The 23,793-nt window shown below is 64.6% G+C and carries 27 protein-coding genes; 7 read left to right on the top strand and 20 right to left on the bottom strand.

Features of this window, described 5'->3' with window-relative positions; translation table 11 throughout:
• Position 1 precedes the first annotated feature (1 nt).
• From ACBR42_RS07415 to ACBR42_RS07405, 3 genes are all read left to right on the top strand, one after another.
• Positions 2 to 2,104 carry a catalase gene (locus tag ACBR42_RS07415; RefSeq protein WP_282759922.1) on the top strand — a complete coding sequence of 701 codons (2,103 nt, stop codon included), beginning with the start codon at positions 2 to 4 and terminating at the stop codon, positions 2,102 to 2,104.
• A 105-nt stretch (positions 2,105 to 2,209) separates the two neighbouring features.
• Positions 2,210 to 2,530 (top strand): SelT/SelW/SelH family protein, encoded by a 321-nt coding sequence (locus tag ACBR42_RS07410; protein WP_371207624.1) that lies wholly within the window; start codon positions 2,210 to 2,212, stop codon positions 2,528 to 2,530.
• Positions 2,531 to 2,598: 68 nt separating this feature from the next.
• Positions 2,599 to 2,964: a DUF4112 domain-containing protein gene (locus ACBR42_RS07405; RefSeq protein ID WP_371207623.1), complete on the top strand. Its 366-nt coding sequence runs from the start codon at positions 2,599 to 2,601 to the stop codon at positions 2,962 to 2,964.
• Positions 2,965 to 3,168: 204 nt separating this feature from the next.
• On the opposite strand, the gene ACBR42_RS07400 is transcribed toward ACBR42_RS07405, so the two are convergent.
• The gene (locus tag ACBR42_RS07400) at positions 3,169 to 3,711 is read right to left on the bottom strand and encodes a thioredoxin family protein (protein ID WP_371207622.1); all 543 of its coding nucleotides are present in this window, start codon (positions 3,709 to 3,711) and stop codon (positions 3,169 to 3,171) included.
• Positions 3,712 to 4,074: 363 nt separating this feature from the next.
• Between ACBR42_RS07400 and ACBR42_RS07395 the strand changes: the two genes are divergently transcribed.
• Both ACBR42_RS07395 and ACBR42_RS07390 read left to right on the top strand, forming a co-directional pair.
• Positions 4,075 to 5,466 carry an FAD-binding oxidoreductase gene (locus ACBR42_RS07395; protein WP_371207621.1) on the top strand — a complete coding sequence of 464 codons (1,392 nt, stop codon included), beginning with the start codon at positions 4,075 to 4,077 and terminating at the stop codon, positions 5,464 to 5,466.
• Positions 5,467 to 5,486: 20 nt separating this feature from the next.
• Positions 5,487 to 7,082 (top strand): glycosyltransferase family 9 protein, encoded by a 1,596-nt coding sequence (locus ACBR42_RS07390; protein ID WP_371207620.1) that lies wholly within the window; start codon positions 5,487 to 5,489, stop codon positions 7,080 to 7,082.
• A gap of 3 nt (positions 7,083 to 7,085) precedes the next feature.
• On the opposite strand, the gene ACBR42_RS07385 is transcribed toward ACBR42_RS07390, so the two are convergent.
• The 4 genes from ACBR42_RS07385 to ACBR42_RS07370 all read right to left on the bottom strand — a co-directional run bounded on the left by ACBR42_RS07385 (position 7,086) and on the right by ACBR42_RS07370 (position 11,932).
• On the bottom strand, positions 7,086 to 8,780 hold the full coding sequence (locus ACBR42_RS07385) for an alginate export family protein (protein WP_371207619.1): 1,695 nt from the start codon (positions 8,778 to 8,780) through the stop codon (positions 7,086 to 7,088).
• 84 nt (positions 8,781 to 8,864) lie between these two features.
• Positions 8,865 to 10,148 carry an NAD(P)/FAD-dependent oxidoreductase gene (locus ACBR42_RS07380; protein WP_102323750.1) on the bottom strand — a complete coding sequence of 428 codons (1,284 nt, stop codon included), beginning with the start codon at positions 10,146 to 10,148 and terminating at the stop codon, positions 8,865 to 8,867.
• Between the two features lie 300 nt (positions 10,149 to 10,448).
• Positions 10,449 to 11,081: a hypothetical protein gene (locus ACBR42_RS07375; protein ID WP_371207618.1), complete on the bottom strand. Its 633-nt coding sequence runs from the start codon at positions 11,079 to 11,081 to the stop codon at positions 10,449 to 10,451.
• A gap of 53 nt (positions 11,082 to 11,134) precedes the next feature.
• Entirely contained in the window at positions 11,135 to 11,932 is a 798-nt protein-coding gene (locus ACBR42_RS07370) for a hypothetical protein (RefSeq protein ID WP_371207617.1), read from the bottom strand.
• Between the two features lie 59 nt (positions 11,933 to 11,991).
• Between ACBR42_RS07370 and ACBR42_RS07365 the strand changes: the two genes are divergently transcribed.
• Entirely contained in the window at positions 11,992 to 12,177 is a 186-nt protein-coding gene (locus ACBR42_RS07365) for a hypothetical protein (RefSeq protein ID WP_102323753.1), read from the top strand.
• Between the two features lie 13 nt (positions 12,178 to 12,190).
• Here ACBR42_RS07365 and ACBR42_RS07360 read toward each other — a convergent pair whose 3' ends face one another.
• From ACBR42_RS07360 to ACBR42_RS07310, 11 genes are all read right to left on the bottom strand, one after another.
• Complete coding sequence (locus tag ACBR42_RS07360) at positions 12,191 to 12,325, bottom strand: hypothetical protein (protein ID WP_257997525.1); 135 nt, start codon at positions 12,323 to 12,325, stop codon at positions 12,191 to 12,193.
• Positions 12,322 to 12,891 carry a hypothetical protein gene (locus tag ACBR42_RS07355; protein ID WP_371207616.1) on the bottom strand — a complete coding sequence of 190 codons (570 nt, stop codon included), beginning with the start codon at positions 12,889 to 12,891 and terminating at the stop codon, positions 12,322 to 12,324. The genes ACBR42_RS07360 and ACBR42_RS07355 overlap by 4 nt, the downstream gene beginning before the upstream one ends.
• A gap of 205 nt (positions 12,892 to 13,096) precedes the next feature.
• The gene (locus tag ACBR42_RS07350; RefSeq protein WP_371207615.1) at positions 13,097 to 13,465 is read right to left on the bottom strand and encodes a hypothetical protein; all 369 of its coding nucleotides are present in this window, start codon (positions 13,463 to 13,465) and stop codon (positions 13,097 to 13,099) included.
• Between the two features lies 1 nt (position 13,466).
• Positions 13,467 to 13,958 (bottom strand): hypothetical protein, encoded by a 492-nt coding sequence (locus ACBR42_RS07345; protein ID WP_371207614.1) that lies wholly within the window; start codon positions 13,956 to 13,958, stop codon positions 13,467 to 13,469.
• On the bottom strand, positions 13,955 to 14,380 hold the full coding sequence (locus ACBR42_RS07340; protein WP_102323757.1) for a hypothetical protein: 426 nt from the start codon (positions 14,378 to 14,380) through the stop codon (positions 13,955 to 13,957). Before ACBR42_RS07340 ends, ACBR42_RS07345 begins: the two co-directional genes overlap by 4 nt.
• 64 nt (positions 14,381 to 14,444) lie before the next feature.
• Positions 14,445 to 14,729 carry a hypothetical protein gene (locus tag ACBR42_RS07335; protein ID WP_102323758.1) on the bottom strand — a complete coding sequence of 95 codons (285 nt, stop codon included), beginning with the start codon at positions 14,727 to 14,729 and terminating at the stop codon, positions 14,445 to 14,447.
• A gap of 18 nt (positions 14,730 to 14,747) precedes the next feature.
• On the bottom strand, positions 14,748 to 16,517 hold the full coding sequence (locus ACBR42_RS07330; protein WP_371207613.1) for a hypothetical protein: 1,770 nt from the start codon (positions 16,515 to 16,517) through the stop codon (positions 14,748 to 14,750).
• 94 nt (positions 16,518 to 16,611) lie between these two features.
• Positions 16,612 to 18,063, bottom strand: coding sequence for a hypothetical protein (locus ACBR42_RS07325; RefSeq protein WP_118963328.1), 1,452 nt, complete (start codon positions 18,061 to 18,063; stop codon positions 16,612 to 16,614).
• Positions 18,060 to 18,716: a hypothetical protein gene (locus tag ACBR42_RS07320; protein WP_371207663.1), complete on the bottom strand. Its 657-nt coding sequence runs from the start codon at positions 18,714 to 18,716 to the stop codon at positions 18,060 to 18,062. The genes ACBR42_RS07325 and ACBR42_RS07320 overlap by 4 nt, the downstream gene beginning before the upstream one ends.
• A 1-nt stretch (position 18,717) precedes the next feature.
• Positions 18,718 to 19,842, bottom strand: coding sequence for a baseplate J/gp47 family protein (locus ACBR42_RS07315; RefSeq protein WP_132303928.1), 1,125 nt, complete (start codon positions 19,840 to 19,842; stop codon positions 18,718 to 18,720).
• 360 nt (positions 19,843 to 20,202) lie between these two features.
• Positions 20,203 to 20,673, bottom strand: coding sequence for an Hsp20/alpha crystallin family protein (locus tag ACBR42_RS07310; RefSeq protein WP_243705267.1), 471 nt, complete (start codon positions 20,671 to 20,673; stop codon positions 20,203 to 20,205).
• Between the two features lie 331 nt (positions 20,674 to 21,004).
• On the opposite strand from ACBR42_RS07310, the gene ACBR42_RS07305 reads away from it, so the two are divergent.
• Entirely contained in the window at positions 21,005 to 21,310 is a 306-nt protein-coding gene (locus ACBR42_RS07305; RefSeq protein ID WP_102323765.1) for a hypothetical protein, read from the top strand.
• 29 nt (positions 21,311 to 21,339) lie between these two features.
• On the opposite strand, the gene ACBR42_RS07300 is transcribed toward ACBR42_RS07305, so the two are convergent.
• The 4 genes from ACBR42_RS07300 to ACBR42_RS07285 are packed head-to-tail and all read right to left on the bottom strand — an operon-like array spanning position 21,340 to position 23,787.
• A complete protein-coding gene (locus ACBR42_RS07300; protein WP_102323766.1) occupies positions 21,340 to 21,702 on the bottom strand; it encodes a phage tail protein in 363 nt (120 codons plus the stop codon).
• A gap of 45 nt (positions 21,703 to 21,747) precedes the next feature.
• Entirely contained in the window at positions 21,748 to 22,425 is a 678-nt protein-coding gene (locus ACBR42_RS07295; protein ID WP_282759895.1) for a phage baseplate assembly protein V, read from the bottom strand.
• Positions 22,418 to 23,581: a hypothetical protein gene (locus ACBR42_RS07290; RefSeq protein WP_110547832.1), complete on the bottom strand. Its 1,164-nt coding sequence runs from the start codon at positions 23,579 to 23,581 to the stop codon at positions 22,418 to 22,420. Before ACBR42_RS07290 ends, ACBR42_RS07295 begins: the two co-directional genes overlap by 8 nt.
• Entirely contained in the window at positions 23,578 to 23,787 is a 210-nt protein-coding gene (locus tag ACBR42_RS07285; RefSeq protein ID WP_102323769.1) for a hypothetical protein, read from the bottom strand. Before ACBR42_RS07285 ends, ACBR42_RS07290 begins: the two co-directional genes overlap by 4 nt.
• Between the last annotated feature and the right edge of the window lie 6 nt (positions 23,788 to 23,793).

Raw genomic sequence — 23,793 nt, 5'->3', positions numbered from 1 at the left:
CATGACAAAGACACCGCACCCATCCGCATCCCCCGCCACCCATACCGGCCCCGGCGGGGAAACCCATCAAGTCGCGGGGGGCGACACGCCGGTCATGACCACCCAGCAGGGCGTGCCGGTGGCCGATGACCAGAATACGCTGCGCGCGGGCGCGAACGGTCCTGCGTTGATGGAGGATTTCCATTTCCGCGAAAAAATCTTCCATTTCGACCATGAACGCATACCCGAGCGCGTGGTCCATGCCCGTGGCTACGGCGCGCATGGCTTTTTTGAACTGACCGACAGCCTGAGCGATGTCAGCAAGGCCGATATTTTCCAGCGCGAGGGCGAACGCACCCCGGTATTCGTGCGGTTTTCCACCGTGGCGGGCAACAAGGGTTCGGCGGACGTGGTGCGTGACGTGCGGGGCTTCGCCGTCAAGTTCTATACCAAGCAGGGCAACTGGGATCTGGTTGGCAACAACATCCCTGTCTTTTTCATTCAGGACGCGATCAAGTTCCCCGATTTCGTGCATGCGGCCAAGCAGGCCCCGGACCGCGACTTCCCGCAGGCGCAGACGGCGCATGACAATTTCTGGGATTTCGTCTCCCTCTCCCCCGAAGCGACGCATATGGTCTGCTGGGCCATGTCGGACCGGGCCATTCCGCGCTCCTTCCGCTTCATGGAAGGGTTTGGCGTCCATACCTTCCGCCTGATCGATGCGCAGGGCCGCTCCACTTACGTCAAGTTCCACTGGAAGCCCAGGCTGGGCCTGCAGTCCGTCGCATGGAACGAGGCGCTGAAAATCAACGGCGCTGACCCCGATTTCCACCGCCGCGACCTGTGGCAGGCCATTACCAGCGGGAATTTTCCCGAATGGGAACTGGGCGTGCAGCTTTTTGATGATGCGTTTGCCGACAGCTTCCCCTTCGACATCCTCGACCCGACCAAGCTGATCCCCGAGGAACTGGTGCCCGTACGCCGCGTGGGCCGTCTGGTGCTGGACCGGATGGTGGACAATTTCTTTGCCGAAACCGAACAGGTCGCCTTCTGTACGCAGAACATCGTGCCCGGCGTCGATTTTACCAACGACCCGCTGTTGCAGGGGCGCAATTTCTCCTATCTCGATACCCAGACCAAGCGCCTTGGCGGTCCCAACTTCACGCATATCCCCATAAACGCGCCCAAGTGCCCCTTCCACAATTTCCAGCAGGACGGGCACATGGCCATGCACAACCCGAAGGGGCGGGCCAACTACGAACCCAATTCGTGGTCCCAGCCCACGGGCGGCCCGCGGGAAACGGGGGAGGACTTCCAGACCTTCGCCGCGGACGTGTCCGGCCCCAAGCTGCGCCAGCGTTCGGAATCCTTCGCCGATCACTACAGTCAGGCCCGCCAGTTCTTTATCAGCCAGACGCCGGTGGAACAGACCCACATGCGCGATGCGTTCATATTTGAACTGAGCAAGGTCGAAACCCCCGCCATCCGCGCGCGCATGGTCAGCCACCTGCTGCATGTGGACAAGGAACTGGCCGAAGCGGTGGCAAAGGGACTGGGTCTGTCGCCCCTGCCCGCCCCGGCGCAGGCCGCCCGCCCGGTCGTGGCCGGGCTGGAACCCTCACCCGCGCTGAGCATCCTTGAAAACGGTCCAGGCAGTTTTACGGGCCGCAAGCTGGGTATCGTGATTACCAATGGCGTAGATCATGAACTGCTTGGCGCGCTACAGGATGCCGTGGCGGCGGTGAATGGCACCGTAGAACTGATCGCGCCGACCGTGGGCGGACTGAAGGACAGCGCGGGCAACCCGCTTGTAGCGCAGCAGCGCATCAATGGCGGCCCGTCGGTCCTGTATGACGCGGTGGCCCTGCTGCCCACGGTGGAAGGCGCCAACGCCCTGCGGCATGAGGCGACGATGCGCGACTTCATCGCGGATGCCTTCGCCCATGCCAAGTTCATCGCCCATAACGATGCCGCCGAACTGCTTCTGGCGGCGGCGGGCCTGCACCCCAAAATGCGTGATGAAGGGGTGATCGCGCTGGAATCCGCATCGGATGCGGACACGTTCATCCAGACCTGCGGCGCGCTGCGCCTGTGGGCACGCGAAGGGCGGGTTCATAGCATCTGAGCTGACCCTTACCCGGTGGCTCTTGCATCCGTGGGGCATTCCTCCCCACAATGCGGGCTGCCGGGCGCTCCCGCCCGGTCCGGGACCATCGCAAGAAGCTGATCCATGACGCAGGAAAACACGCCCCGCCCCCAGATATCCATCCTGTACTGCACGCGCTGCAACTGGCTGCTGCGTGCGGCGTGGATGGCGCAGGAACTGCTTTCCACCTTCGGCATGGAACTGGGGGGTGTGACCCTTGTGCCGGGCGATGGTGGATGTTTTGAAATCACGGTTGACGGTCATGTGGTGTGGGAACGCAAGCGCGACGGCGGCTTTCCCGGCCCCAAGGAACTCAAGCAGCGCGTGCGCGACGTGATCGCGCCCGAACGCGACATGGGCCATATCGACCGCAAATCCACGCCCGATGGCGACGCGGCCCCCTGACCACGCCAGCCGTAGCGGGCACATTGTAACGGCCCCTGCCCCATCCCATAATCAAGGGTATGAAAACCATGCCCCCACATGCCGATCGCGCCCATATCCACCGGGAAGTGCAGCGCCTGCGCCAGCTTGCCACGGTGCTGGACGCCGCCTTCCGCATTCCCGGCACGAAAGCCCGCTGGGGGCTTGATGCGCTGATCGGGCTGCTGCCGGTAGGCGGGACGACGGTGATGCTGCTGCCGTCGCTCTATATCGTATGGAAAAGCTGGAAACTGGGGGTACGCGGCGCGGTGCTGGGGCGCATGCTGGCCAATGTCGCGGTGGAGACCGCAGCCGATCTGGTGCCGGTAGTGGGCGATGTATTCGATGTCGCGTTCAAGGCCAACCTGCGCAATGTCGCCCTGCTGGAACAGCATCTGGGTCTGGGTTCGTTCTAACGGATTGTTTAAACAGGCTGTCCCGGATCGGTGCGCCGGTAATGGCGCGGTCCATTCGGTGTGGCGATATGGCGCAGGGGCAATCTCGGTCCAGCCCATCATGATTTCATCAGGATGTCGCAGGCACATGAATCATAACTGACCGAAATTCCCCAATTTATTTTCGGTCAGGCCCCTGCAGATACCGGGCTGCCTATCGGCGGATCAGGAAGGCGGCGCCCATTTATCAAGCTGGTTGATCATGGCCTGCGGCGTCAGGCTGCGGGCGTCACCCAGTACGAGGGCATCGTCCCGGTTCACAAGCTGTCCATCAGGGGTGAAGACCAGAACCGCCGGAATGGCTTCGATAACCACGCCATATTTCCGCGCTATGTCCGCATTGCTGTTGTAGCGTTCCCCATTGCGTGGCGCGTTTTTGTCACGGTTGACGTTTATGGGAACGACCACGAAGTTCTTTTCGACCCATGGCGCCACATCCGGCTGTGTCAGCACGCCCGCGAATATGCGGCAGTCCGGGCACCAGTTGGCCCCGAAATCTAGCAGCACCCTGCGTCCCGTCTGGCGTGCAAGCGCGAAGGCCGCGTCCACTGCCTGCTGCGCGCCTTCCGCCGGGCCATAGGGGGCTGTCACGGGTTTGACGCTGGCATCGCCTATCTGTGGCAGCGATCCGGCGGCCATGCAGGCGGAAGCAAGCGGTACCGGGACTGTGGCCAGCAGCAGGGCCAGTGCAAGGGAACCGGGTTTCATGGCAGGCCACTTTCCTCGGGTTAATGATCCGGTGCCGGACCATCTGTGACGGGACCGTGCGGGAGAAAAATACAGATCCCGTCCGTGATTTGATGTGGTCCGTGGCATGCGGTCATATGCCTTGAATTGTGCCGCATGGGCCGGACCAGTTCCTTTCGGATATAGGGAGAACCGGCTGGCCGGTCAATAAAATATCACGGAAAATCGCGTTGTTTTTAAATAACTATTAATAATGTATAATGGACGTGCAGCGCCCCTTCACGCCCGCAGGGCACCCGCCCCGTCACGGCCCCTAGACGTCAGGGGCGTGGCCGTTAAACTGCGCCGCGCCTTGCCGCATGCCATTTGGAAGAACTGCCCACCATGACCCATTCCCCCCTGCAACAGGTCATTGCCGCCCTTACGCCCCTGCTGGGCGAGCGGATTACGCATAATGATTCCATCCGTACCCAGCACAGCCACGGCGAAGGCTGGATGCGCGCCAACATGCCCGAAGCGGTACTGTTCGCCCGCACGACGCAGGAAGTCTCCGCCATCGTGGCGCAGTGCCATGCCCATCGGGTGCCGCTGGTCCCCTTCGGCGCGGGCACGTCGGTTGAAGGGCATGTTACCCCGCCGCCCGGCGCGATCAGCCTCGACCTGTCGCAGATGACCGACATACTACAGGTCAATGCCGATGATCTGGACTGCCGCGTGCAGGCCGGTGTGACGCGGCAGGCGCTCAATGCACATCTGCGCGACATGGGACTGTTCTTTCCCGTCGATCCGGGCGGGGAAGCAACAATCGGCGGCATGTGCGCCACCCGCGCATCGGGCACGGCGGCGGTGCGCTTCGGCACGATGCGCGAAAACGTCATGGGCCTGCGCGCCGTCATGGCGGACGGAACGGTGGTTGATACCGGGGGACGGGTGCGTAAATCCTCCACCGGCTACGACCTGACCGGGCTGCTGGTCGGTTCGGAAGGCACACTGGGCGTCATAACCGAAATCCAGCTTCGCCTGCATGGCATTCCCGAAACCATGGCCGCCGCCGTGTGCCAGTTTCCCACGCTGGATGACGCGGTGCGCACGGCGGTTGCGATCATGCAGATGGGCGTGCCCATCGGCCGGCTTGAACTGCTGGACGATGTGCAGATGGATGCGTGCATCCGCTATTCCGCGCTGGAAGGCTACCAGCGGCTGACCACGCTGTTCTTTGAATTTCAGGGTTCCCCCGCCAGCGTGCGCGAACAGATTGCAATGGTGGAGGAAATCGCAGGCGACAATGCGGGCCTCGGTTTTACATGGAGCGAAAGCCAGGAAGAGCGCACCCGTCTGTGGAAAGCCCGCCACGCCGCCTACTGGGCGGCCCTTGCCTACCGTCCCGGCCATCACGGGCTGGCGACGGACGCCATCGTGCCCATATCCGCCCTGACCGAACTCATGACCGGCGTGAAGGAGGATATCGGCAGATCCGGCCTGTGCGCGCCGATCGTGGGGCATGTGGGGGACGGCAATTTCCATACCGTCATCCTCGTCCCGCCGGAGGAAGGCGGATACGAACGCGCGCTGGAACTGGACCGCCGCATCGTGCGCCGCGCGCTGGCGCTGGGCGGATCATGCAGCGGGGAACATGGCATCGGCACCGGCAAGATCGAGTTCATGGAAGCTGAACACGGCGCGCCCGCCCTTGGCGTCATGCATGCGATCAAGCATGCGCTGGACCCGTATAACATCCTCAACCCCGGCAAGATGCTGCCGCCCGCGCTGGCCTGAACCCGCAGGCAGGAGCCACCATGTCCGTCCCGACCGATACCGCGCTTGCGCATGCGCTGGACCTGCTGCGCCGGGGCCAGTTCGCCCATGCCCGCGCCGTGCTGGAGGTCTGTCCCCCCGGCCCGCGCGTGGAAATCCTGCTGGCCCATGCCCATGCGGGCTGCAACCGCGTGCATGAAGCCGCCCGGCTGCTGTGCCGTCAGGCCCATGCCAATCCTGGCGCGCGCCACCCAGCACGCGACATGCTGGACCTGCTGCTGCCGCATGACCGGGTGGAGGAAGCCGAAGCCGTGCTGCGCGCCGTGCGCCAGCGCGCGGGCCGCGACATCCGCACGCATGACCTGCTGGGCGAACTGCTGCTGCAACGCGGCAGAACGGCAGAGGCGCAGGCGGTGCTTGCGGACGGCCTCAGCCTGTCGCCCGCGCAACTGACCACCGGCAACCTCATGGCCGTGTGTTTCATGGAACAGGGGGAATTCGCCGCAGGCCATGACCTGCTGCGCTACATCCTCAACCACCACCCCGACAGCGCGATGACGCATGCCAACCTTGCGCACCTGCTGGCGGCATGGAACCGCACGGATGCGGCGCTGGAGGCCCATGGCCGCGCGCTGGCGCTGCGCCCCGATGATCCGCAGCTACGCATGAACCACGCGCTGACCCTGCTCAAGACCGGGCGGATGGATGAAGGGTGGGATGAATATGAATGGCGGCACCGCCTGCCCGGTCGCCTGCGGCTGCCATCGGCGGGACTGCTGCCCGTTCTGGAACCCGATGCGGACCTGCGCGGGCGTAGTGTGCTGATCACGCGCGAAGGGGGCCTGGGCGATATGCTCATGATGCTGCGCTTCGTGCCGGTGCTGGCGGATATGGGCGCGCGTGTTTATGTGCAGGCCCCCCTTACGCTGCATGGCCTGATCCGGCGCATGGGCTGTGTCCGCCGCGTGTTCGATGATCGCCGCCCCCCGCCTGCCCATGACTGGCACTGTCCGTTCCTCAGCCTGCCGCGCGCGCTGCGCCGGACAGCGGGTCATGCGGGATGCAGCGTGCCCTACCTGCGGGCCGAACCGGCACTGGTGCAGTACTGGGCGCCGTTCCTGCCCACCGGCAACGGCCTGCGCGTGGGACTGGTATGGGGCGGGGCCAGCCGCCCGGACGTGCCCGCGGCCCACGCCATGGACCGTCGCCGTTCCATCCCCCTGCGCGCGCTTGCGCCGCTGGCGGGCATGGCGGGGGTCAATCTGGTCAGCCTGCAGATGGGCACCTATGCCACGCAGATGCGCGACATGCCCGCTGGCATGCGGCTGTATGACCCGATGGAAAGCGTGCGCGACATGGATGACACGGCCGCGCTGATCGCCGGGCTGGATGTGGTGGTGTCGGTCGATACGGCCATCGCCCATCTGGCGGGGGCCATGGGGTGTCCCGTCATCCTGCTGGACCGTTTCGACAACTGCTGGCGGTGGCTTTCAGGCCGGACGGACAGCCCGTGGTATCCCAACCTGCGGATCATACGCCAGCTTCGCGCGGGACAGTGGGATGATGTTGTCCGCCGCCTGTGCAGCATGCTGGCCGCGCGTGACCTGCCCCCATCCGCCACGACGGTCCGGCCCTGATGATCAGAAACGGAAGGCGAAATTGGACTGGTAATACGTGCCGCTGGACCCGCCCGCCGCGTCCAGCCCGCGTGAGGTCATGAAGCGCGAGACATACTGCGTCCATGACAGGTGTGTATTGATCTGCCATGCAAGGGATGCCTGCGGGGCCATGCCGATGAACCGGCCATGGAATGTCTGCGCGAAGCTGTAATACCCCGTTGAGCGATAGATCGGGTCGCGCACGCTGTCGCGCCAGAACAGCGGGTATTTCAACTGGATGCTGACCGAACTGCACGGCGTGATGCGCACCAGCGGCGCAAAGCCGATCAGGTTGGACGGGTTCATGTAAGTGGTGGTGTCGAGATAGCCGGTCTGTGGACTGAACGGCGCGGTATAGGTGCCGATCGTGCCACTGCGCCGCGCGGCATCCCCGCCCGAATAGACATCGGCCTGAATCCCGGCAAAGCTGTGCAGCACCGGATCGGGCAGCCGGTAGCCCAGCGTGGCGTTGATGGCATACGCGCTGACCCCGCGCGCCGTGCTGGTGGCCGCCGGACGGAACACCCCGCCCTGCCACACGCCGCCAAGCGAGAATTCGACCGGCCCCGCCACGCCATGCCAGCGCGTGCCAAAGGTATTGCGCGTGTTTGACCCCGTAACCGCCCCGTCCGGCCCCGCGATCACGCCCGCCGCCCCTGCCAGCTTGTAGCCGATATAGAACGCATCGACGAAGGAATAGCCCTTCTGCCCCATGAAGGTGAAATCGGGCGGCGCCCATGTCGCATTGAAACCGTACAGCCGGGATGCGTAGTTTTCCGTATCGTGAAACATCGCGCGTTCATTGTCGTAGGTCTGCACGAAGTCCCAGCCGTCGATACGGATGCGCGACCAGATCATGTAGGCGCGGAACCCGTTCCACGAAAGCGGCACGCTGGGCGTATCACGGTTATATATGATGTAGGACGGCGCATCGAGAAACTGCTGGCGGCCAAACATGAAGCCGCTTTTCGCCCCCAGCATGGTCCATCGCGTCTCGACAAAGGCCTGCTGCGCGTCCAGCCGCTTGCGGTAGGTCGAACCATAGCCATACCCGCCCCAGCCGCCCGCATCCGCGTTGACCAGTTGCCCGAAAAACCGCAGATGCGGCCCGATATGCAGGTCCGCCCCATACAGGTTGCGTATGGTGAAACGGCCGGAATCCGATGGTTTCTGCGTACCCAGCATCGGGCGGCTTTCAAACCAGTTCCGCGCCCGCGTCTCACCCGAAAAGCTGATCCAGACCGACCCGCTACGGGTAAGGGGAATGTATTTCAGCACGTCGAACGGGTCGTCGTGCTTCGGGTGGTCGCGCAGGTTGCTCCAGTCTTCCGCCCATGGGGCCACGCCGTAGCGGCCAATGGGGCCGAAGCCCGCGGCCTCGCCATTGTCGCGGTTGAATACGCCCCAGTCATAGGGATGGCCGTTCTTGCGGTTTTCCGCGCCACTCAGCCGGTAGGGCTGGCCGATGGGGTTGGCGTGGGGATAGATCTGGATGGGCGGGCGCGGGCGCACATGCACCGTGATGTTTTCCGGCGCGGTGGTGGTGGCCTGTCTGCCATCCGCCTGCACGCCATCAGCGGCGCGCGCGGCCACCCCGTAGGCCACGCCAATGGCTGCGGCCAGAAAAGGGATGGCCGTGCCCGTCCGCAGGGCGCGGCTGTGCCTGATACGGCTCATGATGAAGGATACGATACCCCGAACGCGGCCCCTGCCTGTTATGGGCAGGAGGCCTGCATCCGCTGTGGTTGCCCGCGTCCCGTTTCAGTCCAGCCGGACAGACGGGCGGACAAACACGTCCAGCCAGTCCACAAGGCACGAAATCGTGCCGCGCACCGGCCCGTACAGTTCAAACTGATGCTGGCGATACAGCATGAGGTGAACCATCCGCGCGGACAGGCCATGCAGCCAGCCCCCGCCGAACACGGTGCCACCGGGGAACGTGCCCCAGCCATTATAATCACCCAGCGCCACGACCGCGCCCTTGTTGCGGAAGGTGAAGGCAGGCAGCGGCTTGCCATTCATCCACTGTGGCAGGTAGCGCGCCAGATGGTGGGCCTGCTGGCGGGCGGCCTGCGCCGTGGGGGCGACGGGCTTTTCGGCGATGAAGGCGCAGTCCCCCATGGCGAAGACGTTGTCGTCCTCCATCACCTGCAGGGTGGGACGGACTTCAAGCTGGCCGGAACGTGACAGTTTCAGTCCGCCGAAATGGCTGGTCACGTCCGGGGCCTTGACCCCCGCCGCCCATACACGCAGCGTCGCGGGAACGCGGCTGCCGTCCTTCAGCACAAAGCCGTTTTCATCCGCGCCGCTGACCATGGCGGATGTACGGACACTGACGCCAATCGCCTCAAGCTGCCTGACTGCCGCGTCCGATACCGCCTCGGGGAAGGCAGGCAGGATGCGTGGGCCTGCTTCCAGCAGGGTGATGCGCAGCTTGGGCGGCTTTTCGCCAAAACTGTACAGGGATGCGATATCCAGCGCCTTGTGCAGTTCGGCGGCAAGCTGGGTGCCGGTCGCCCCCCCGCCCACGATGGCGATGTCCAGCGCCTGATGATTGGCGAAGGCGCGCAGCAGTTCCATGCGGAACCGGTCGTTAAAGCCGTTGGCATCCACCAGATTGTCAATGAACATGCAGTGTTCGGCAACACCGGGCGTGCCGAAATCATTCGCCCGGCTGCCGATGCACAGTACCAGCGCGTCATATTCCAGCGTGCGGGCATCGACCACCAGTTCCCCGTTCGCAGGGTCGCGGATGGGGGCGAGGGCCAGCGTTTTCGCGCTGCGGTCTACTGCCGTGATCTCGCCGGGCCAGAACTCGAAATGGTGGCGGCTGGCCTGCGACATGAAGCTTATGCGGTCATTTTCGTTCGCGGCCGTGCCTGCGGCGAAGCAGTGCAGCATGGGTTTCCATACATGGGCGAAGCTTTTGTCCACCAGGGTGATTTCCGCACGCCCCGCGCGTCCGACCGAATTGCCCAGCCGCGTGGCAAGCGCAAGCCCCGCCACACCACCGCCAACAATCACGATCCGAAACTTCTGTGCCATTTCAATAATGCTCCAAACCCGCTTGCACGGCGTCCCGGTTCCGCATGGGAACCCCGATACGCCTTGTTCGTGTCAACTCTGCCGCCCGCGACCATAGGGGATGCATCGCGTGCCTGAAACCGGCACAGGCCCGAATTCGCACACCAATGCGTAACGGTCGATCCCGGCCATGCGGTTTTTTCCCTCCATGGCGGGAAAAACCGGCGGGTGAAAGCGGGCGATCAAAAAAAGCCGATCTGTCCGCACCCGTGGCGTCCGCCCGTTCATACAGGACACCCGCCGCGCTGAACAGGACGAAGCTTACCCGCCCCGCCTACCCCCGACAAAGGCCGCTTCGGGCGCGGAAGCAGCGCAGGCCCCTGCCCGCCAGCCGGTAACAAGCCCGCGCACCTTCGCCGCCAGCGCGTCACGCCCGGCCAGCAGGCGTGTGCTTTCGGCATGGCGGATGGCATCGTTCTGGCCCAGCAGCGCGGTTTCATACCCCATCTGCCGCCCCATTTCGATATCCGGCATGGCCGATAACGGCGCATAGGATACGCTTACCCCCAGCGTCTGGCCGCGCATGCGCGTGGCATTGCCCCCAAACGCCACGGTTGGCGCGGCAGGCGTCGCCCCGACGCTGAACTGGCCGCCCTGCGTGAACGTGCCGCTTAACTGCACCGTCACGTCACCGGCGATCGTGCCCACCACCGGGTCGGGCGTGTGCTGGGCGCACTGGATGGCCTGCACGTTGCGGGTGAAGCGGGCGTCCTGCTGCGGTGTCCACGCATCCGCATGCGATACCGACACCACCCCCGCCTGCGCGAGGGAGGACTGGATACCCGCCATGGCGGCGGGAATGGTGGTCCGCACGCCATCAGGATACACCCCGCAGCCCGACAGGGCCAGCAGGACACAGATGATGGAAACGGCGCTGCCCCGGCGATTACGCATGCAACGTGATCCCTGTTTAATGGAAGGAGAAAGCGGATAAGGCTGCACGGACCTCATCCCGTCCCGGCCAGATAGGCGTCGTTCGCCGCGACCAGCGCCGCCCAGTCATCGCCCACGGGATACAGGCTTCCGGGCGCGTGTAACTGCCGCCATGCCAGGCCATGCGCTTCCATGATGCGCGATCGTACCCAGCGCCACGTCGCCTTCTGCGTGGTGCCCCATGTCAGCAGCGTTACAAGATCGGTGTCATCCGTGCCCGCGTAGTCCCATAGCAGCAGGCAGTGCCCGCCTGCGCTGCCCGGCGTGGGGTCGCCGTGGCCCGGCGGGCCGTGCGTATCCCATACGGGGGACAGGTTGCCGGCTTCATCTTCCCACATATCCGCCTGCGCAAGCTGCACGCCCAGATAGGCGGCGGACAGGCCGGCGGTGATGTTGCGCACCCCGTTCAGGTCGGACGGATCGGCACTCCCCCACAGGGGAAACAGCGTCTGGTCCGCCAGCGCGTAGCCATCGCGCAGGGCCGTGGTCAGCACATCGACCTCGACACCCCCGCCATCCGTGGCGGGATCGCCCGGCACATAGCCGGTGGAACGGGCATAGAACCGCACCGCATCAGACGTATCGACGCCAATGCAAAACCCCGCCAGCGCCGCCGTGGCGTGCAGGTGATTGCCAATGCCCGCCGCCGTGCAGTCGCCCAGCGTGTCATTGCCCAGCATGGCCGGGCGCGGGTCGATCCGGCTGCGGTCAAGCCGTGGCGGGGCCGGACGGGCGATGAAGCCGCGCATGGCCGCAAGGCGCGGCTGACCGGGACGGGGCCGGGCCGGGTGGCAGCCAAGTCTGCGTATCATTTGTGGAAACCCTGCAAATATGCGCATCGTTGGTACGGATGCGAAAAGGGGAGAATCACATGCGCGACGAAGACGGAATCCTGACCGAGCGGGCCACCCTGCTGGATGAAATCCGTTCGGACGTGGAGCGCCTGTCCACCGCCATGGACCAGGACGGCGCGATTACGGACGCCCTGCGCTCAAGCACCGCGGCACTGGCGGACAAGCTGGACGCGCTGGCCGACCTCATGCGCATGCGCTACTAGGCGGCGGCGCGCCTTATTCCAGCCCGCGTGCGCGCAGCCGCGCGGCCATAAGGCAGGCATGGACCCGGATCGGCACGATCACCAGCAGCCCGATCAGCACGACCATGCCGCCCGCGCCCGTCATCACGCCCGCCGCGAAGCCGTTCATGCCCGGCCTGCGACAAAGCGGTTGATGGTGGCGATCGCGCCGCGTCCCGGCGGGGGCGGACGCGTCATGGCCGTGGCGCTGTTCACCATGGCGCGCAGCAGGGCGATCAGCGTGGCTGCGGCCCCTGCCGCAGTCCGTGCATCGGATGCGACCGAACCGGTGGCGGTGACGGATGCGGCGGTAATGGTCTGGACCACCAGCGTATCGATCTGCGTCACATCGGACAGCAGACTGTCAAACGCCGCCTTCACGCTGCTGTTGTCGCAGGTGACGGATGTGCTGGTCCCCGCCGCGGTACGAAAAGAGTCCAGTGCGGATTTCAGTCCCGCAATCACCGTGCCCGCCAGCGCCACGCTGGCCGGACCCATGGCCGTCGCCACGAACGGAATGGTCAGGGCCGTGGTGGCGAAGGACAGGATGGCGGTGCCGTAATCCTCCACTTCCGCGACATTCAGGGTGATGGTGGTGACGTGGCCGGTCGTGGTGGTGGAACAGGCCGCCAGCGGGAAGCCGCTGGCAAGGATACATGATGCGCGCAGGAAAGCGCGCCGGGATGAAGGGTTCATCTGGCGCTCCGGTAAGGCCGCCGGTCGGGCGGTGATGGTTTGTTACTGTTTGCACGGCACTGTTTCGGCGCTGCCATACGGGTGTTACGCCACGGGACTTTCATGCGGGAACGGTCGGGGCTATCGGCCATCCACCTGGGCCCCGACCGCGTCAGCCCCCGCGGCTGGCAGCCCCGTCTGGGCAGGTGGTCTTCTCCCCGCACAGTCACCTGCCCAGCGGTGGTTCCCGCGTCGCCTCCGGCGAACGGACGGCCTGCCCGCGTCCGGGCAGGACGGGTATGCCCGCATCATGCACCGCCTGCCGTGCCGCCGCTTCGTCACCCCGCGATACGGGAATGCCCGATACGCCCGGCTTCAGGCGGCTTTCGGCCCAGCCGATATTCAGCCCGATCGCCGAAATGACATGATAGACCGCAGCCCACCGGCCGCCCGCCACAGGGGGCGGCACCGTGGCCGCGATGGTGCCGCAGGCGATGACGAGCATGGCGGCGTAGAATGTGTACTGCTCCGGCACTTCGGTCAGCAGCAGCGCGAAGACGGCTCCAAGGCCGCCCAGTCTGGCGGTTGTATTCATGTCATGTCCCGATGGCTTGCTGGAACAGGGCGACGTGTCGCGGGTCCGCCTCCCCTGCCCCCAGACTGGTGTTGTAGATACGCTTCCACATCCGGCACATGGCCACGGCATCGGTGGCGGCGGGCAGTGGGTCGGGCGCGCGGTAATACTTCACGCGCGCCATGGCGCAGGCATAGGCCATGTTGGACGCCATCTGCGCCGCCCCCGCCGGCCACTGCCCGCGCAGCAGCAGCAGGTGACGCCGCAGCCCCGCCAGCCGTGGGGCGGGCAGGAATGTCGCCCAGATGTCGTCATGGGTGAACGGTTCCATCTGCCACAGCCCCAGCGCGGGACCGGGTCCGCCATCCGTTACCTGCCGGATATACGCCAGGCCCGTTTCGGCCAGCGCCGTGCCGGTCAGCAGGCTGCCCGCCGCATCACCGCCCAGCCCGATCAGCTCCAGCACGGGTGTTACAATCTCGCGCCGGACCTGCACTGGGCACAGGCCGGTCATGGCCCGTAGCCCAAAGCGCGGCGGCACAACGACCATGCCGCATCGCCCACCTGCCCCCAGCCCAGCAGGCCGGTGGCCAGCACGATGAAGGTCATGGTCATCCATGACGTCAGCTTCAGGCCGCCTTCGATGCTGGACAGGCGGCCTGATATTTCGGTGTCGCGTTCGGCAGCGTTTCCGGCCATCACGTCCACGCGGGCCATGACCTCGCGCCGGGTCTGGGCCGCGTTGTCAGCCACGGAGCGGGTCAGGTCGCGCCGCAGGTCGGAAAACTGGACGGACAGCACATTCAGCCCGTCGCGCAGGTTGTCGTGGCCGCCTTCGACTTTCGCCAGCCGTTCGCGCACCCGCGCCAGATCCTCGACCGTGGCGCAGCGCATGGATGGTGCGGCGACCGGCGGTACTGTGGTGGTTTCGCTCATGTATTTTCTCATAAAAAAACCGCCTCAGGGGCGGTCGGGCGGGCGCAGGATCGGCAAAAAGGGATCAGGACGCGGCAGGCGGCGTATAGGTGCTGCCCACGGGATATGTGCCTGCGGCATCGGGCGCATAGGCAAATCCGGCCGGCACCGTAATGCCCGACAGGCTGGACAGAAGCTGCGTGGCCACGACATAGCCCACGGGCTGCGCCGTAATGGCGGCGGGCGTTACCGTCTTGCCGTCCGGTCCGATATAGGATGCGGGCTGATAGGTTCTGGCGACAGTGCGGTAGAGGATGTAGTTCTGATACCCGGAGGCGGCACTGCCGGCAGACGTGGTCGTTCCTGACATGGGATATTCCTTGAGTTGCTACGAACCGATGACCAGCACCTGAACCGTGACGGCGGCGGTCCAGTTCAGGTCCTGCAGGTTATCGGCGTAAATGGTGACTTCGGTAAGGGAGGACGGAACGACATTGACGGACGGAATCCACAGCGTGCCGCCCTGCGTCCCGCCAAGGGCATTGCCCTTTGAAAACTGGATGGACTGCGTCAGGGCCTGCGGCAGGGTAACGCTCACGCAGCCCGCGCCGCCATTATTCGGATTGGCGATCGAGGCCTGAAACGTCTGGATAACCAGATCACCGATCTTCGTAACCGACACCGTACCCGATGTTATCGCGGCACTGCATGGGGCATATGTGCTGGTCCTGCCGGAACCGTCGGGCACGACAAGGTTGCCCGCGCCATCGGTGCTGATGTTCAGGACCTTGTTGAACCCCGTCCCCGGCGCGCTTTTTACCAGCGAGAAACTGACCCCGTTCGCACTGGCCCACGGGGTGCCGTCGCCCACGAAATAGTTGAACAGCGTGATGGGTGCGTTCACCCCGTCATTTTCAGCGTTTGTCGGGACACGCGATGCAATCCCGCTGGCGAATACGCTGTTCGTATCGGCCTGCTGTGTCTGGAATGATGTCAGGTTGGTCTGGAGCGTGGTGACATCAGTATAGTTCGCAATGCCATTGAACACGTTCGCCGTGCCGTTGCTGAATACGGCAATGGGGCGTCCCGTGCTGGTCTGGAAATAAAGACCCAGTATCTGGTAATCGCTGGTCCCTTTTCCATATATCCCGGAAACGCAGTTACTGATGTCAGACGACAGGGTGCAGTTCATGTCCGACTGGTTGCCGATCGCCGTGGTCAGGTTTGTCTGGATCGCCGTATCGGCATCCTGCCGGGCTGATGCCTCGCCCGTTACGTCGGTGTAGTTGGCGATGCCATTGTAAACGGTCGTCGTGCCGTTATTGAACACCGCGACCGGACGCCCGGTGGTGGACTGCTGGTAAAGCCCCAGCATCTGGTAGTCGGGGGCGCTTTTGCCATACGTTCCCGACAGCAGGCCACCCGCATCACCCCCGTTGACGCTGACGCGCATTATCCCCGGATAGCTGGCGTCCTGCCCCAGACTGATCTTGTCGCCGGTCTGATCCGGCCCGCCGCCCTGCTGGACCGGGGTGAAGCCAAGCGCGTCCTGCTTGGCGGCCTGTAGCTGCGGGATGGTGTCGTAAAACGGCGCGCCCGCCGCCTGCGTAAGCATATCCGCCGTAATGGCCGAAGCCCCCGCGGGCACCGTCACGGTCCACAGCGGGTATGCGCCAGCGGGAACGGATGCGCCAATCCCCAGTTGCGCCAGATCCTGCCGCACGGTGGGCGCAGTGGCCCCGCTGTTATCCGACCCCGCATAGGTCACGGACGGGTTTGCCGCATTGTAGAACGGCAGCACCGTATCGTCCGCATCCTGCGTAACGGGGGTGACATACACGGTATGGACAGCCCCGGCCCCCGGCACATCCAGCGTGACCGGGTCGCGGCTGACGTACTGGCGCACGAGCGTACTCGGGACTGCCGCCAGCGTGCCGTAAGACGACGCATCGACAACGCCCGGCGCAATCAGCGATCCGGGCGCCATGATCAGCGCCAGACCAGTTCCCGGTGCGCAGGCGAAGCCGGATGCCGCGACAGTGGCCTGACCATACGCCATGCCAGCCAGGTGCCCCATGCCAACATATGCGTTACGCTGGGCATTCAACTGGTCACTGTCCATCGGAATCTGGGCAGGGTACACGATCTGCCTATCCATTACCTCGAAGCCTTTCACAAATATGGTGCGCGAACAGATGTGCCAGCGGGGCGGGCGGATGACCGGCGGTCAGCCACCCCCACACGCAATCACGTCACTGGACATCTATGCTGGAAGCCGAATAGGCCGTGCCGGACACGTTCTGGATGCCAGCGGGCTGCACGGAAAAATTCGTCCCGTTGCCGCTCATCCGGGCGTAACTGCCAAACAGCACGACCGAACCCTGATGCAGGGCCTGTATGCCGTATGTCGTGTTGTTCGTGATGGTTGCGGAACCACCCGTCACGCGCCCGCCATCGGCGGTAATGCCAGCAAGCCTGTTATTGTGGATACTGGTGCTGTCTACGCTGGCATAGCCGCCGTTAACCGCATTGACGCCGATATTGTAGCCCGAAATGTTCGACCCGCTGAATTCGGCCGATGCATTGCCGGTAATCCACGCCCCCTGCCCCTGCGTTGCGATCAGCGCGCCGCTCAGCGTCATGTTGTGCGCCCAGATATGGCCGCCCGTCAGGCCGACAACGCCCGATACGAGTGATTTCGACCCGGTGGACCCGTCGATGTAAAGCGAGCCACCGCGTTCGGCATCGTAATTGGACCCCAGCGTGATGGCGGGATAGCTGTAATCGCTGGCATCGGTTGCCGAACACGGCGTGCATACGATCACGCCGCCGCCACGCGCCATGGCGTTGACATCGCCCGCCACGGACATGGTCACACCCCCGTTGGGCGCGTTGAGGACGCCATTATTGTCCGCCACCATGGAATAGTAGAAGTTGCGGATCACCACATGGCTGCCGACATGGATGTTCGACCCGCCGCCATATGCCTGTATGCCGCCGCCGTAGCTCTGCGAATTCCAGATATGCCGTCCTGCCGGGTCCGTGGACGCCAGCGATGCGCTGCCATCGGTCGGGGCCTGAATGGTCACGCCGTCTATCAGGCCGATCCTGCCGCCATCATAGGCCGTGAAGCCCCCTGTGTTGGTGCCCTTCGTGCCCGTGAAATTCAGCACCACCTTCGCCGGGTTGGCGGTGTCCCCCACAACCTGCACGGACTGTGTCCGCGTGACGTTGGTGAAGAACTGGTTGCTGATGTTGTAGGTGCCGTCCGCAATGCTGATCGTAAGCCATGCGCCATTGAGGAACGTGGCATGCAGGGCCGCATTCCATGCATCAAGCGGATTGGTGTAGGGGCAGCCCGATGCACATACGTTCCATGTCGTATTCGCGGTTATGAACCATGATTTCGGGCTGTAATACCTGTCGACCCAGAACGTGTTGGGAATGGCGGTGCCGCTGGCGCCCGGAATATCCTTTGGTTCAAAGGTTTCATTCCCGCCATTGAGGACAGGCGCATTGATCCTGCCGCTATTTACATCGACCTTTTTCCCCATCCATGCCGCAACGCTGTCCGCTGTTCCGGCGGAACGGACCATCGCACCGGGGTTTCCCGTCGCCTGATAGGACTGCCAGTCCGGCATGGACTGCGCCCCGGCCGCAACGGGCAGCGCGCACAGTGCGGTCGCAAGGAAAACGTTTCTCATGAAATATCTCCACCGAAATCATTATTGACTTCAGCTTCTATCGCGACAGGCGTGCATTGTACCCATGCAATCGTGCCCGCTGGCAGCACCGCTGCAATCCTGGCCATCGTCTGTGGGGACGGTGCGTCCGTGCTCCCTGTCGGCAACTGGGCGAAAAGCCGGAACGGGGCATGGCGCGACCCGTATCTCAGCCCCGGTGTCCCGTAACCATATCCCCCGCCGGTGGCCGGGCTGGTGACGCTGCCCAGCCCCTTGCAGTCGGTGGCGCTGCGTGGCTCGATCACGCGCCCGGCCATGCCGAGTTCATCGGCCAGCACATTCACCACATCAGGCCGCGTGCCCAGCGAGGGGAACAGCGCTTCCTCAATGCGGGTGCGCAGGGCGTCATCACCCTCGCCTGCGGCGCGGGTCAGGGTGGTGCCGAAAAAGTCGGCGGCGAACATGTCCAGAAACGCCCCGCTCATGCTGGCAAGCCGTGTCTGGTCATTCGTGCCCGCAAGAAGGGCCCACACCCACGCAGACAGATTGCCGAAACCCTGCAACACGGCATTGAGGACGGGTGCGGCCTCCACCTGCCCCGTGGCGGGTGGCGCGGGGAACCAGCCGGATGGCAGCAGTGCGCGGATGCGCAGGGCGAAGCCATTGGGGGTCACATCAGCCAAAATCCACCGCCCCGGCCCGATAGGCCGTGCCGGTTGTCGCAGGCAGGTCCACAACGCCACCGGCCAGCGTCACGCCGGTCACGTTTGTAACGGATGTGCTGGCGGCGTAGGCGATCTGGATCAGGCGCGAATAGCTGGCGGCATCGCCGATAGCCAGACCGTTGAGGTAGGTTGCAATGTTGGTGCTGATCGTGGCGTCCACCGTGGCAAGGTCGCCGGTGCCGTTCACGCTGACCGTCATGGCCACCGCCGGGCGCACCACATCGGGGCGTACCACCTGAACGGATACGGCAGCGGGCCGCACCGCATCGACCGATGTGTAGACCTGCACGATGACCGCATCGGCCACATCGCCCGACCCGTCATCGACATATACCACCACATTGCCCGGCAGTGCCGCGCCGGATGTGTCGATGTTCTCCACCACCTGATAGATCAGGTCGGCGGATACATCCGTCACCGCGTTCTCGATCGCGGCCATCGTGGCCTTGGACCGGCTGTTGATATAGGCGACAAACCGCGTGCGCAGGGCTGCATCCGTCTCCCCGTCGCTACCATTGGTCAGGGCGGCGGTGTTGGTGACGGTGTCGATGCCGGAAATGGCCGTGCCCAGCAGGCAGACCGCACCCGCCGCCACGTTGCCCGCCGCGCCGGTGGTTTCGCACTGCACGGGCACCGTGATGGATGCTGTCCCGGCGGGGCGGATATAGGCGTTCTGCGCCGCTGACCATGCCGGGTTCGTGCTGTCTTCAACCACGTCATAAACAAGGCTGGATGCCGTCTTGACCGTATCGCCAGCCGCGATGGTGGCCGACTGGCTGGCGGGGGAAAAGGATGTGAAGGTGACCATGCCCGTGGCGGTGGTGCCCGGCAGGCGGGACAGGCCGAAATCCTGCACGAAGCTGTCCACGTCCGCGCCGGTGGATGTCGCCAGCCGCGTGCGGGATAGGATCTGCAGCGCGATGAACTGGAACCACAGCCCCAGCCCCGCAACCGCTTCCAGCATGGCGCGACCGGCGGACCCCACATTCAGGTCCAGCAGCGCGGGACACGCGCCCTGCGCGCTGGCCACCATATTGCCCAGCGTGGTCTTGAAGGATTGGAACGTGATGGCCACGCGGCCCTCCGTCTTGGTTAGGGTGATTAATCCTGTTTTTTCAGAAAACCCGCGCTGACGGCGCGCAATACCGGCGCAGGCTGCGACATCGCCAGTGCTGATGCGTGCATTGCGCTACGGCATGAAACGGCCCCGACGGGCCACGGCCAGCGCAGGGAACGGACGCCCCATAAAAGCCACGGGAACACACCCCGCCGGGCGGCCATGCGGACAGGCACGACATGGTGGGAGCGAAAAGGGGGAAACAGGGTGCGGCATCCCTGTCCCCAGACGCATACAGCCGCATGCACGGGGCATGCGGCTGTAAAACCGGATCGGGGCCATTTCAGCCCCTTAAGAAATATGAAACGTGCAGGCCGGTCAGCCGGGCTGGATTTCGATCCTGCGTTCGCTCGGCTTTGCCGGTTCGCGGCGCGGCAGGGTGACATGCAGCACGCCATCCTTGATGCGGGCGGTGATCCGGTCCTCATCCACGCCTTCGGGCAGGCTGAAATGTTCGGCAAAGGCGCCGAAGCTGCGGGTGGATACGTGCTGCTTGTGGTCGCCTTCGGCCAGCGGGCTTTTCTTCTCGCCCGAAATGCTCAGCACACCATTGCTGGCGTTAAGCGTGATGTCCCTGTCCGAACAGCCGGGCACTTCGATATAGATGTGGTAGCCTGCCGCGTCCTCGGTAATATCCGTGGCCCCGATACGGCCCGAACCGAAGGTATCAGGCGCGCGGTAATCATCAATCAGCCTGCCCACCTGGCGCTGAAGCACCGCAAACGGGTCCGCCACCCGCGCCGTGGCTGTGCGTACTGGTGTCGCAACAAATGTCGGTCGCGCAATCATGGTCATTCTCCTCAAATACATAACCGGAGCGGTCTGTTCCGGGTAATGTCCGCCCTGCATGACGGATGCTGCGGCCAGAGATCCCCGCCCGCCGTGACGCAGATCAATCCTGTCATGCGCTTCATTATGGTCTGGAATGACTTTTACTGTTCCGAAACAAAGAAAACCACACAACCTGCCATCAACATCCAGAAACGGCGTAATGCAGGTCAGTATTGCAATAATAAACTCCCATGCCCGCTTCTATGTGCGGGCGGAACGGATATAGTCTGACAGACTCGTTATAACACGCGGCGCCCCGCATCGGGGTCGCGCAGATTGGGAAAAAGACATGTCCGTTGAAAAGACGCTTCGTGACGCCATCGAGAAAAAAACCGTGGTCGGCTTTACCTTCAGCGCCAGGAATTACATCGGTTCGCCCCACGCGCTGGGCGAGCGTGACGGCACGGCGCAGGTCCTGATCTATCGTGGCGAGGACGCGCACGAAAAACGCGTGCCCCCTACGGGGGAATGGAGCGTCCTGCCGCTGTCCGGCATCAGCGACATCCGCCTGCTGCCCGGTGAAGCCTTCCATGTCGGCCACCCGGACGCCAGCGTGCAAAAGGAGCTGCACAAGGTCACGCTGCGCGTCGCGTAAACTGGCCGGAACAGCCATCCGCGCTGCGTTCAGCCTGTCAGCGTCAGTTCCTGCACCGTGCCGGTGGTGGCATCGGTGTAGGATATGGCCAGCAGGCAGGCCCCGGCCTTCGGTGTGGTCAGCGTGACCGTTACGGGCCGTGTCTGGTCCACCCCGGCTTCGGCCTGCGTCTGGGCCAGCACAAGCGCGCGGATGGCTGCTTCGTCCATGACCGCGCCAACCTTCGCGGGCAGTCCGGCGCCATAACCGGGCTGCCAGATATACGCGCCGGGATTGGTGCAAAGCCTGCGCAGCAGCGCCTGCCTTGTCTGCTCCGCCCCCGTTACGACGGACAGGCCGCCCGTGGCGGACAGCGCCAGATCACCGCCCGCAATGTGGGATAATGCACTCATTCCTGCCCCGCCATGGTGGTGTATGATATGTTACGGATCGCCGCATCATTGCGGCGTGCCCGTAACACCCGGTGCGCTGCCGACCGGGTGGGTATGTTCGCGGCCTGAAACGCCAGCGGCCTTCACGTCCGCCTGTCCCGTAACCGTACCCTGCGCCGTCATGTCCCGGTCGGTCGTGATGCTGCCGCCACGCATGGCCAGGCCATCCGCCGTCAGCGCCATCGTCACGCCGCCTACCGCCCATGTCAGCCCGCTGGCGTTCAGGGTTGCGGTCGCATCCCCCGCCCCGGCATGGATTGCGGTTTTCGTCATGTGCCACCACGGGGCGTTCTGGCCCGGCGAACCGGGTACGCCACCAGCCTGCGCCGGTGGCGGGGCGCAGCCGCTTACGATCAGCACTTCCCCCGGCTGGGCCACCTGCCCCGTGGCGGGTGAAAGGGGCGGCATCATCACCGCGTCATAAACCGGACAGGCGATGACCGCATGTTCGGCGTCGCCCTCGATGGGCGTGACAAGCACATGCGTACCGGTATCGGGCATGCAGGCGATGCGCAGGCTGCCCACCTGCATCGCGCCATAGGGCACCCAGCCGCTTTCCACGCCCGAAGGCTGGAGCGTGACCTTGACCGCGTGGTTGACCGGGTCCACCGCGCTGACCAGCCCGAAACCGGGCTGCGCCAGCCCATGCGCCATGCCTGCGGCGATCATGCGCGGGTCAGTCATCACTGTTCTCATCCTTCGTCACATCGCGCAGGCGCAGGACAAGCTGCTGCGAAAAGCCGCCATCCCACGAAAAACTGCTCTCGACCGCATCAATGTCCAGCGTGCCATCCCATGTCGTGCCCGTGCCGCTGACCTGCATGAACTGGCGCGGCTGCAATGCGATGCGGCCCGGTATGGTGCCGCTTACGGTGCGGGCATGGGCCACGATCTGGTTATATTTGCACCATGCAATGCGTTTTACGTCATCCAGCCGCGCGCCGGGGGCGGTGAAGCTGTGCAGCGTGCCGGTGCCGCCGGGGTTTGCGGGCGATCCACCGGCGGCGGACCAGTAATAATCCACCCGCGTACGCTGCCTGCTGTCCCACGCCGTGACGTGTACGATCACGCCGCGCGCAATCTGGTAATCCCGGCTGAAGCGCAGGAAGCTGGCCCCCATCGCAACCGGGCTGTCCGGTCCCGTATCGGTATAGTCCAGATGATGCGTATTGGTGGCGTCCGCCGCCGGACGGGGCGCGCAGATGATGGTGGTTCCATCAGCATACAGGTCGCAGCCGGACAGGACGGCCAGATGGCTGGCAAGGTCGAACGCGGTCTGGAAACGGCAGTGGCTGGCGGCGGATACGCGCTTGTGCTCGACCTGCCAGAACTGTCCCACCATCGCGTCATCCATGCTGACCTGCGGCGTCAGCCCGGCTGCGGCGATCATGGCGCGGACCACCCCGGCCCCGGTCATGTTCATCCACCCGTCGACAACCCGCATGTCCAGCAGTCGCGCCAGATAGTCGCGGCACTGGACATGGACGGATGTTTCCGCCGGGCTGAATGCGACATGATCGACAAGGCCACGGAACATGGTGGTCCACTGCGCGCCGGACTGCGCTTCGTCACGCATCTGCAGTTCGATGTCGATTTCGGACAGAACGCTGCCCGCCGCCGGGTCCGCCAGGTCGAACCACAGCCCGGTGCCCGGCACCTGCGTCCGGTCCAGCGCCAGCGTCAGGTCCAGCGTGTCGGCGCGGCTGTAGCGCGTGCGGGCAAGGCTGAAGCGTTCCAGCCCGGTTTCAGGCCGCGTCGCCCCGTTGACCAGCAGCCGCGCGCGCGGCATGCGCCACGGCGGATGGCCACGGCTGGCGGTTACGGTCATGCTTTCGCTCATGACGATACTCCCGCCACCCCACTGTCCTGCGTGGCGTCAACGGGGGGCAGCGTCAGCACCACCGGCGTTGCAAAACCACCCAGATCCGGATCATCCAGACCATTCAGCCGCGCGATCCGCCACCACTGCGTCGCATCGCCAAGCTGGCGTGCGGCCACATGATAAAGCGATATGTCCGCCGCCGTGACCTTGAGTGTATTCGCCATGGGAAA

Origin of the sequence: Komagataeibacter sp. SM21 (assembly GCF_041402665.1) — a bacterium.
In the GTDB taxonomy this organism is placed as follows: domain Bacteria; phylum Pseudomonadota; class Alphaproteobacteria; order Acetobacterales; family Acetobacteraceae; genus Komagataeibacter; species Komagataeibacter saccharivorans.
Note: the sequence above shows the minus strand (reverse complement) of the source record. Positions and strands in the feature narration are given on the sequence as shown.

Excerpts from the sequence above, each read along its gene's own strand:
- ACBR42_RS07375 (WP_371207618.1), bottom strand. The coding sequence starts at position 11,081 with ATGCGTAATCGCCGGGGCAGCGCCGTTTCCATCATCTGTGTCCTGCTG.
- ACBR42_RS07335 (WP_102323758.1), bottom strand. The coding sequence starts at position 14,729 with ATGTCAGGAACGACCACGTCTGCCGGCAGTGCCGCCTCCGGGTATCAG.
- ACBR42_RS07405 (WP_371207623.1), top strand. The coding sequence starts at position 2,599 with ATGCCCCCACATGCCGATCGCGCCCATATCCACCGGGAAGTGCAGCGC.
- ACBR42_RS07415 (WP_282759922.1), top strand. The coding sequence starts at position 2 with ATGACAAAGACACCGCACCCATCCGCATCCCCCGCCACCCATACCGGC.
- ACBR42_RS07380 (WP_102323750.1), bottom strand. The coding sequence starts at position 10,148 with ATGGCACAGAAGTTTCGGATCGTGATTGTTGGCGGTGGTGTGGCGGGG.
- ACBR42_RS07340 (WP_102323757.1), bottom strand. The coding sequence starts at position 14,380 with ATGAGCGAAACCACCACAGTACCGCCGGTCGCCGCACCATCCATGCGC.
- ACBR42_RS07355 (WP_371207616.1), bottom strand. The coding sequence starts at position 12,891 with ATGAACCCTTCATCCCGGCGCGCTTTCCTGCGCGCATCATGTATCCTT.
- ACBR42_RS07325 (WP_118963328.1), bottom strand. The coding sequence starts at position 18,063 with ATGAGAAACGTTTTCCTTGCGACCGCACTGTGCGCGCTGCCCGTTGCG.
- ACBR42_RS07290 (WP_110547832.1), bottom strand. The coding sequence starts at position 23,581 with ATGAGCGAAAGCATGACCGTAACCGCCAGCCGTGGCCATCCGCCGTGG.
- ACBR42_RS07400 (WP_371207622.1), bottom strand. The coding sequence starts at position 3,711 with ATGAAACCCGGTTCCCTTGCACTGGCCCTGCTGCTGGCCACAGTCCCG.
- ACBR42_RS07395 (WP_371207621.1), top strand. The coding sequence starts at position 4,075 with ATGACCCATTCCCCCCTGCAACAGGTCATTGCCGCCCTTACGCCCCTG.
- ACBR42_RS07350 (WP_371207615.1), bottom strand. The coding sequence starts at position 13,465 with ATGAATACAACCGCCAGACTGGGCGGCCTTGGAGCCGTCTTCGCGCTG.
- ACBR42_RS07345 (WP_371207614.1), bottom strand. The coding sequence starts at position 13,958 with ATGACCGGCCTGTGCCCAGTGCAGGTCCGGCGCGAGATTGTAACACCC.
- ACBR42_RS07370 (WP_371207617.1), bottom strand. The coding sequence starts at position 11,932 with ATGATACGCAGACTTGGCTGCCACCCGGCCCGGCCCCGTCCCGGTCAG.
- ACBR42_RS07310 (WP_243705267.1), bottom strand. The coding sequence starts at position 20,673 with ATGATTGCGCGACCGACATTTGTTGCGACACCAGTACGCACAGCCACG.
- ACBR42_RS07410 (WP_371207624.1), top strand. The coding sequence starts at position 2,210 with ATGACGCAGGAAAACACGCCCCGCCCCCAGATATCCATCCTGTACTGC.
- ACBR42_RS07330 (WP_371207613.1), bottom strand. The coding sequence starts at position 16,517 with ATGGATAGGCAGATCGTGTACCCTGCCCAGATTCCGATGGACAGTGAC.
- ACBR42_RS07360 (WP_257997525.1), bottom strand. The coding sequence starts at position 12,325 with ATGAACGGCTTCGCGGCGGGCGTGATGACGGGCGCGGGCGGCATGGTC.
- ACBR42_RS07390 (WP_371207620.1), top strand. The coding sequence starts at position 5,487 with ATGTCCGTCCCGACCGATACCGCGCTTGCGCATGCGCTGGACCTGCTG.
- ACBR42_RS07305 (WP_102323765.1), top strand. The coding sequence starts at position 21,005 with ATGTCCGTTGAAAAGACGCTTCGTGACGCCATCGAGAAAAAAACCGTG.
- ACBR42_RS07285 (WP_102323769.1), bottom strand. The coding sequence starts at position 23,787 with ATGGCGAATACACTCAAGGTCACGGCGGCGGACATATCGCTTTATCAT.
- ACBR42_RS07300 (WP_102323766.1), bottom strand. The coding sequence starts at position 21,702 with ATGAGTGCATTATCCCACATTGCGGGCGGTGATCTGGCGCTGTCCGCC.
- ACBR42_RS07365 (WP_102323753.1), top strand. The coding sequence starts at position 11,992 with ATGCGCGACGAAGACGGAATCCTGACCGAGCGGGCCACCCTGCTGGAT.
- ACBR42_RS07295 (WP_282759895.1), bottom strand. The coding sequence starts at position 22,425 with ATGACTGACCCGCGCATGATCGCCGCAGGCATGGCGCATGGGCTGGCG.
- ACBR42_RS07385 (WP_371207619.1), bottom strand. The coding sequence starts at position 8,780 with ATGAGCCGTATCAGGCACAGCCGCGCCCTGCGGACGGGCACGGCCATC.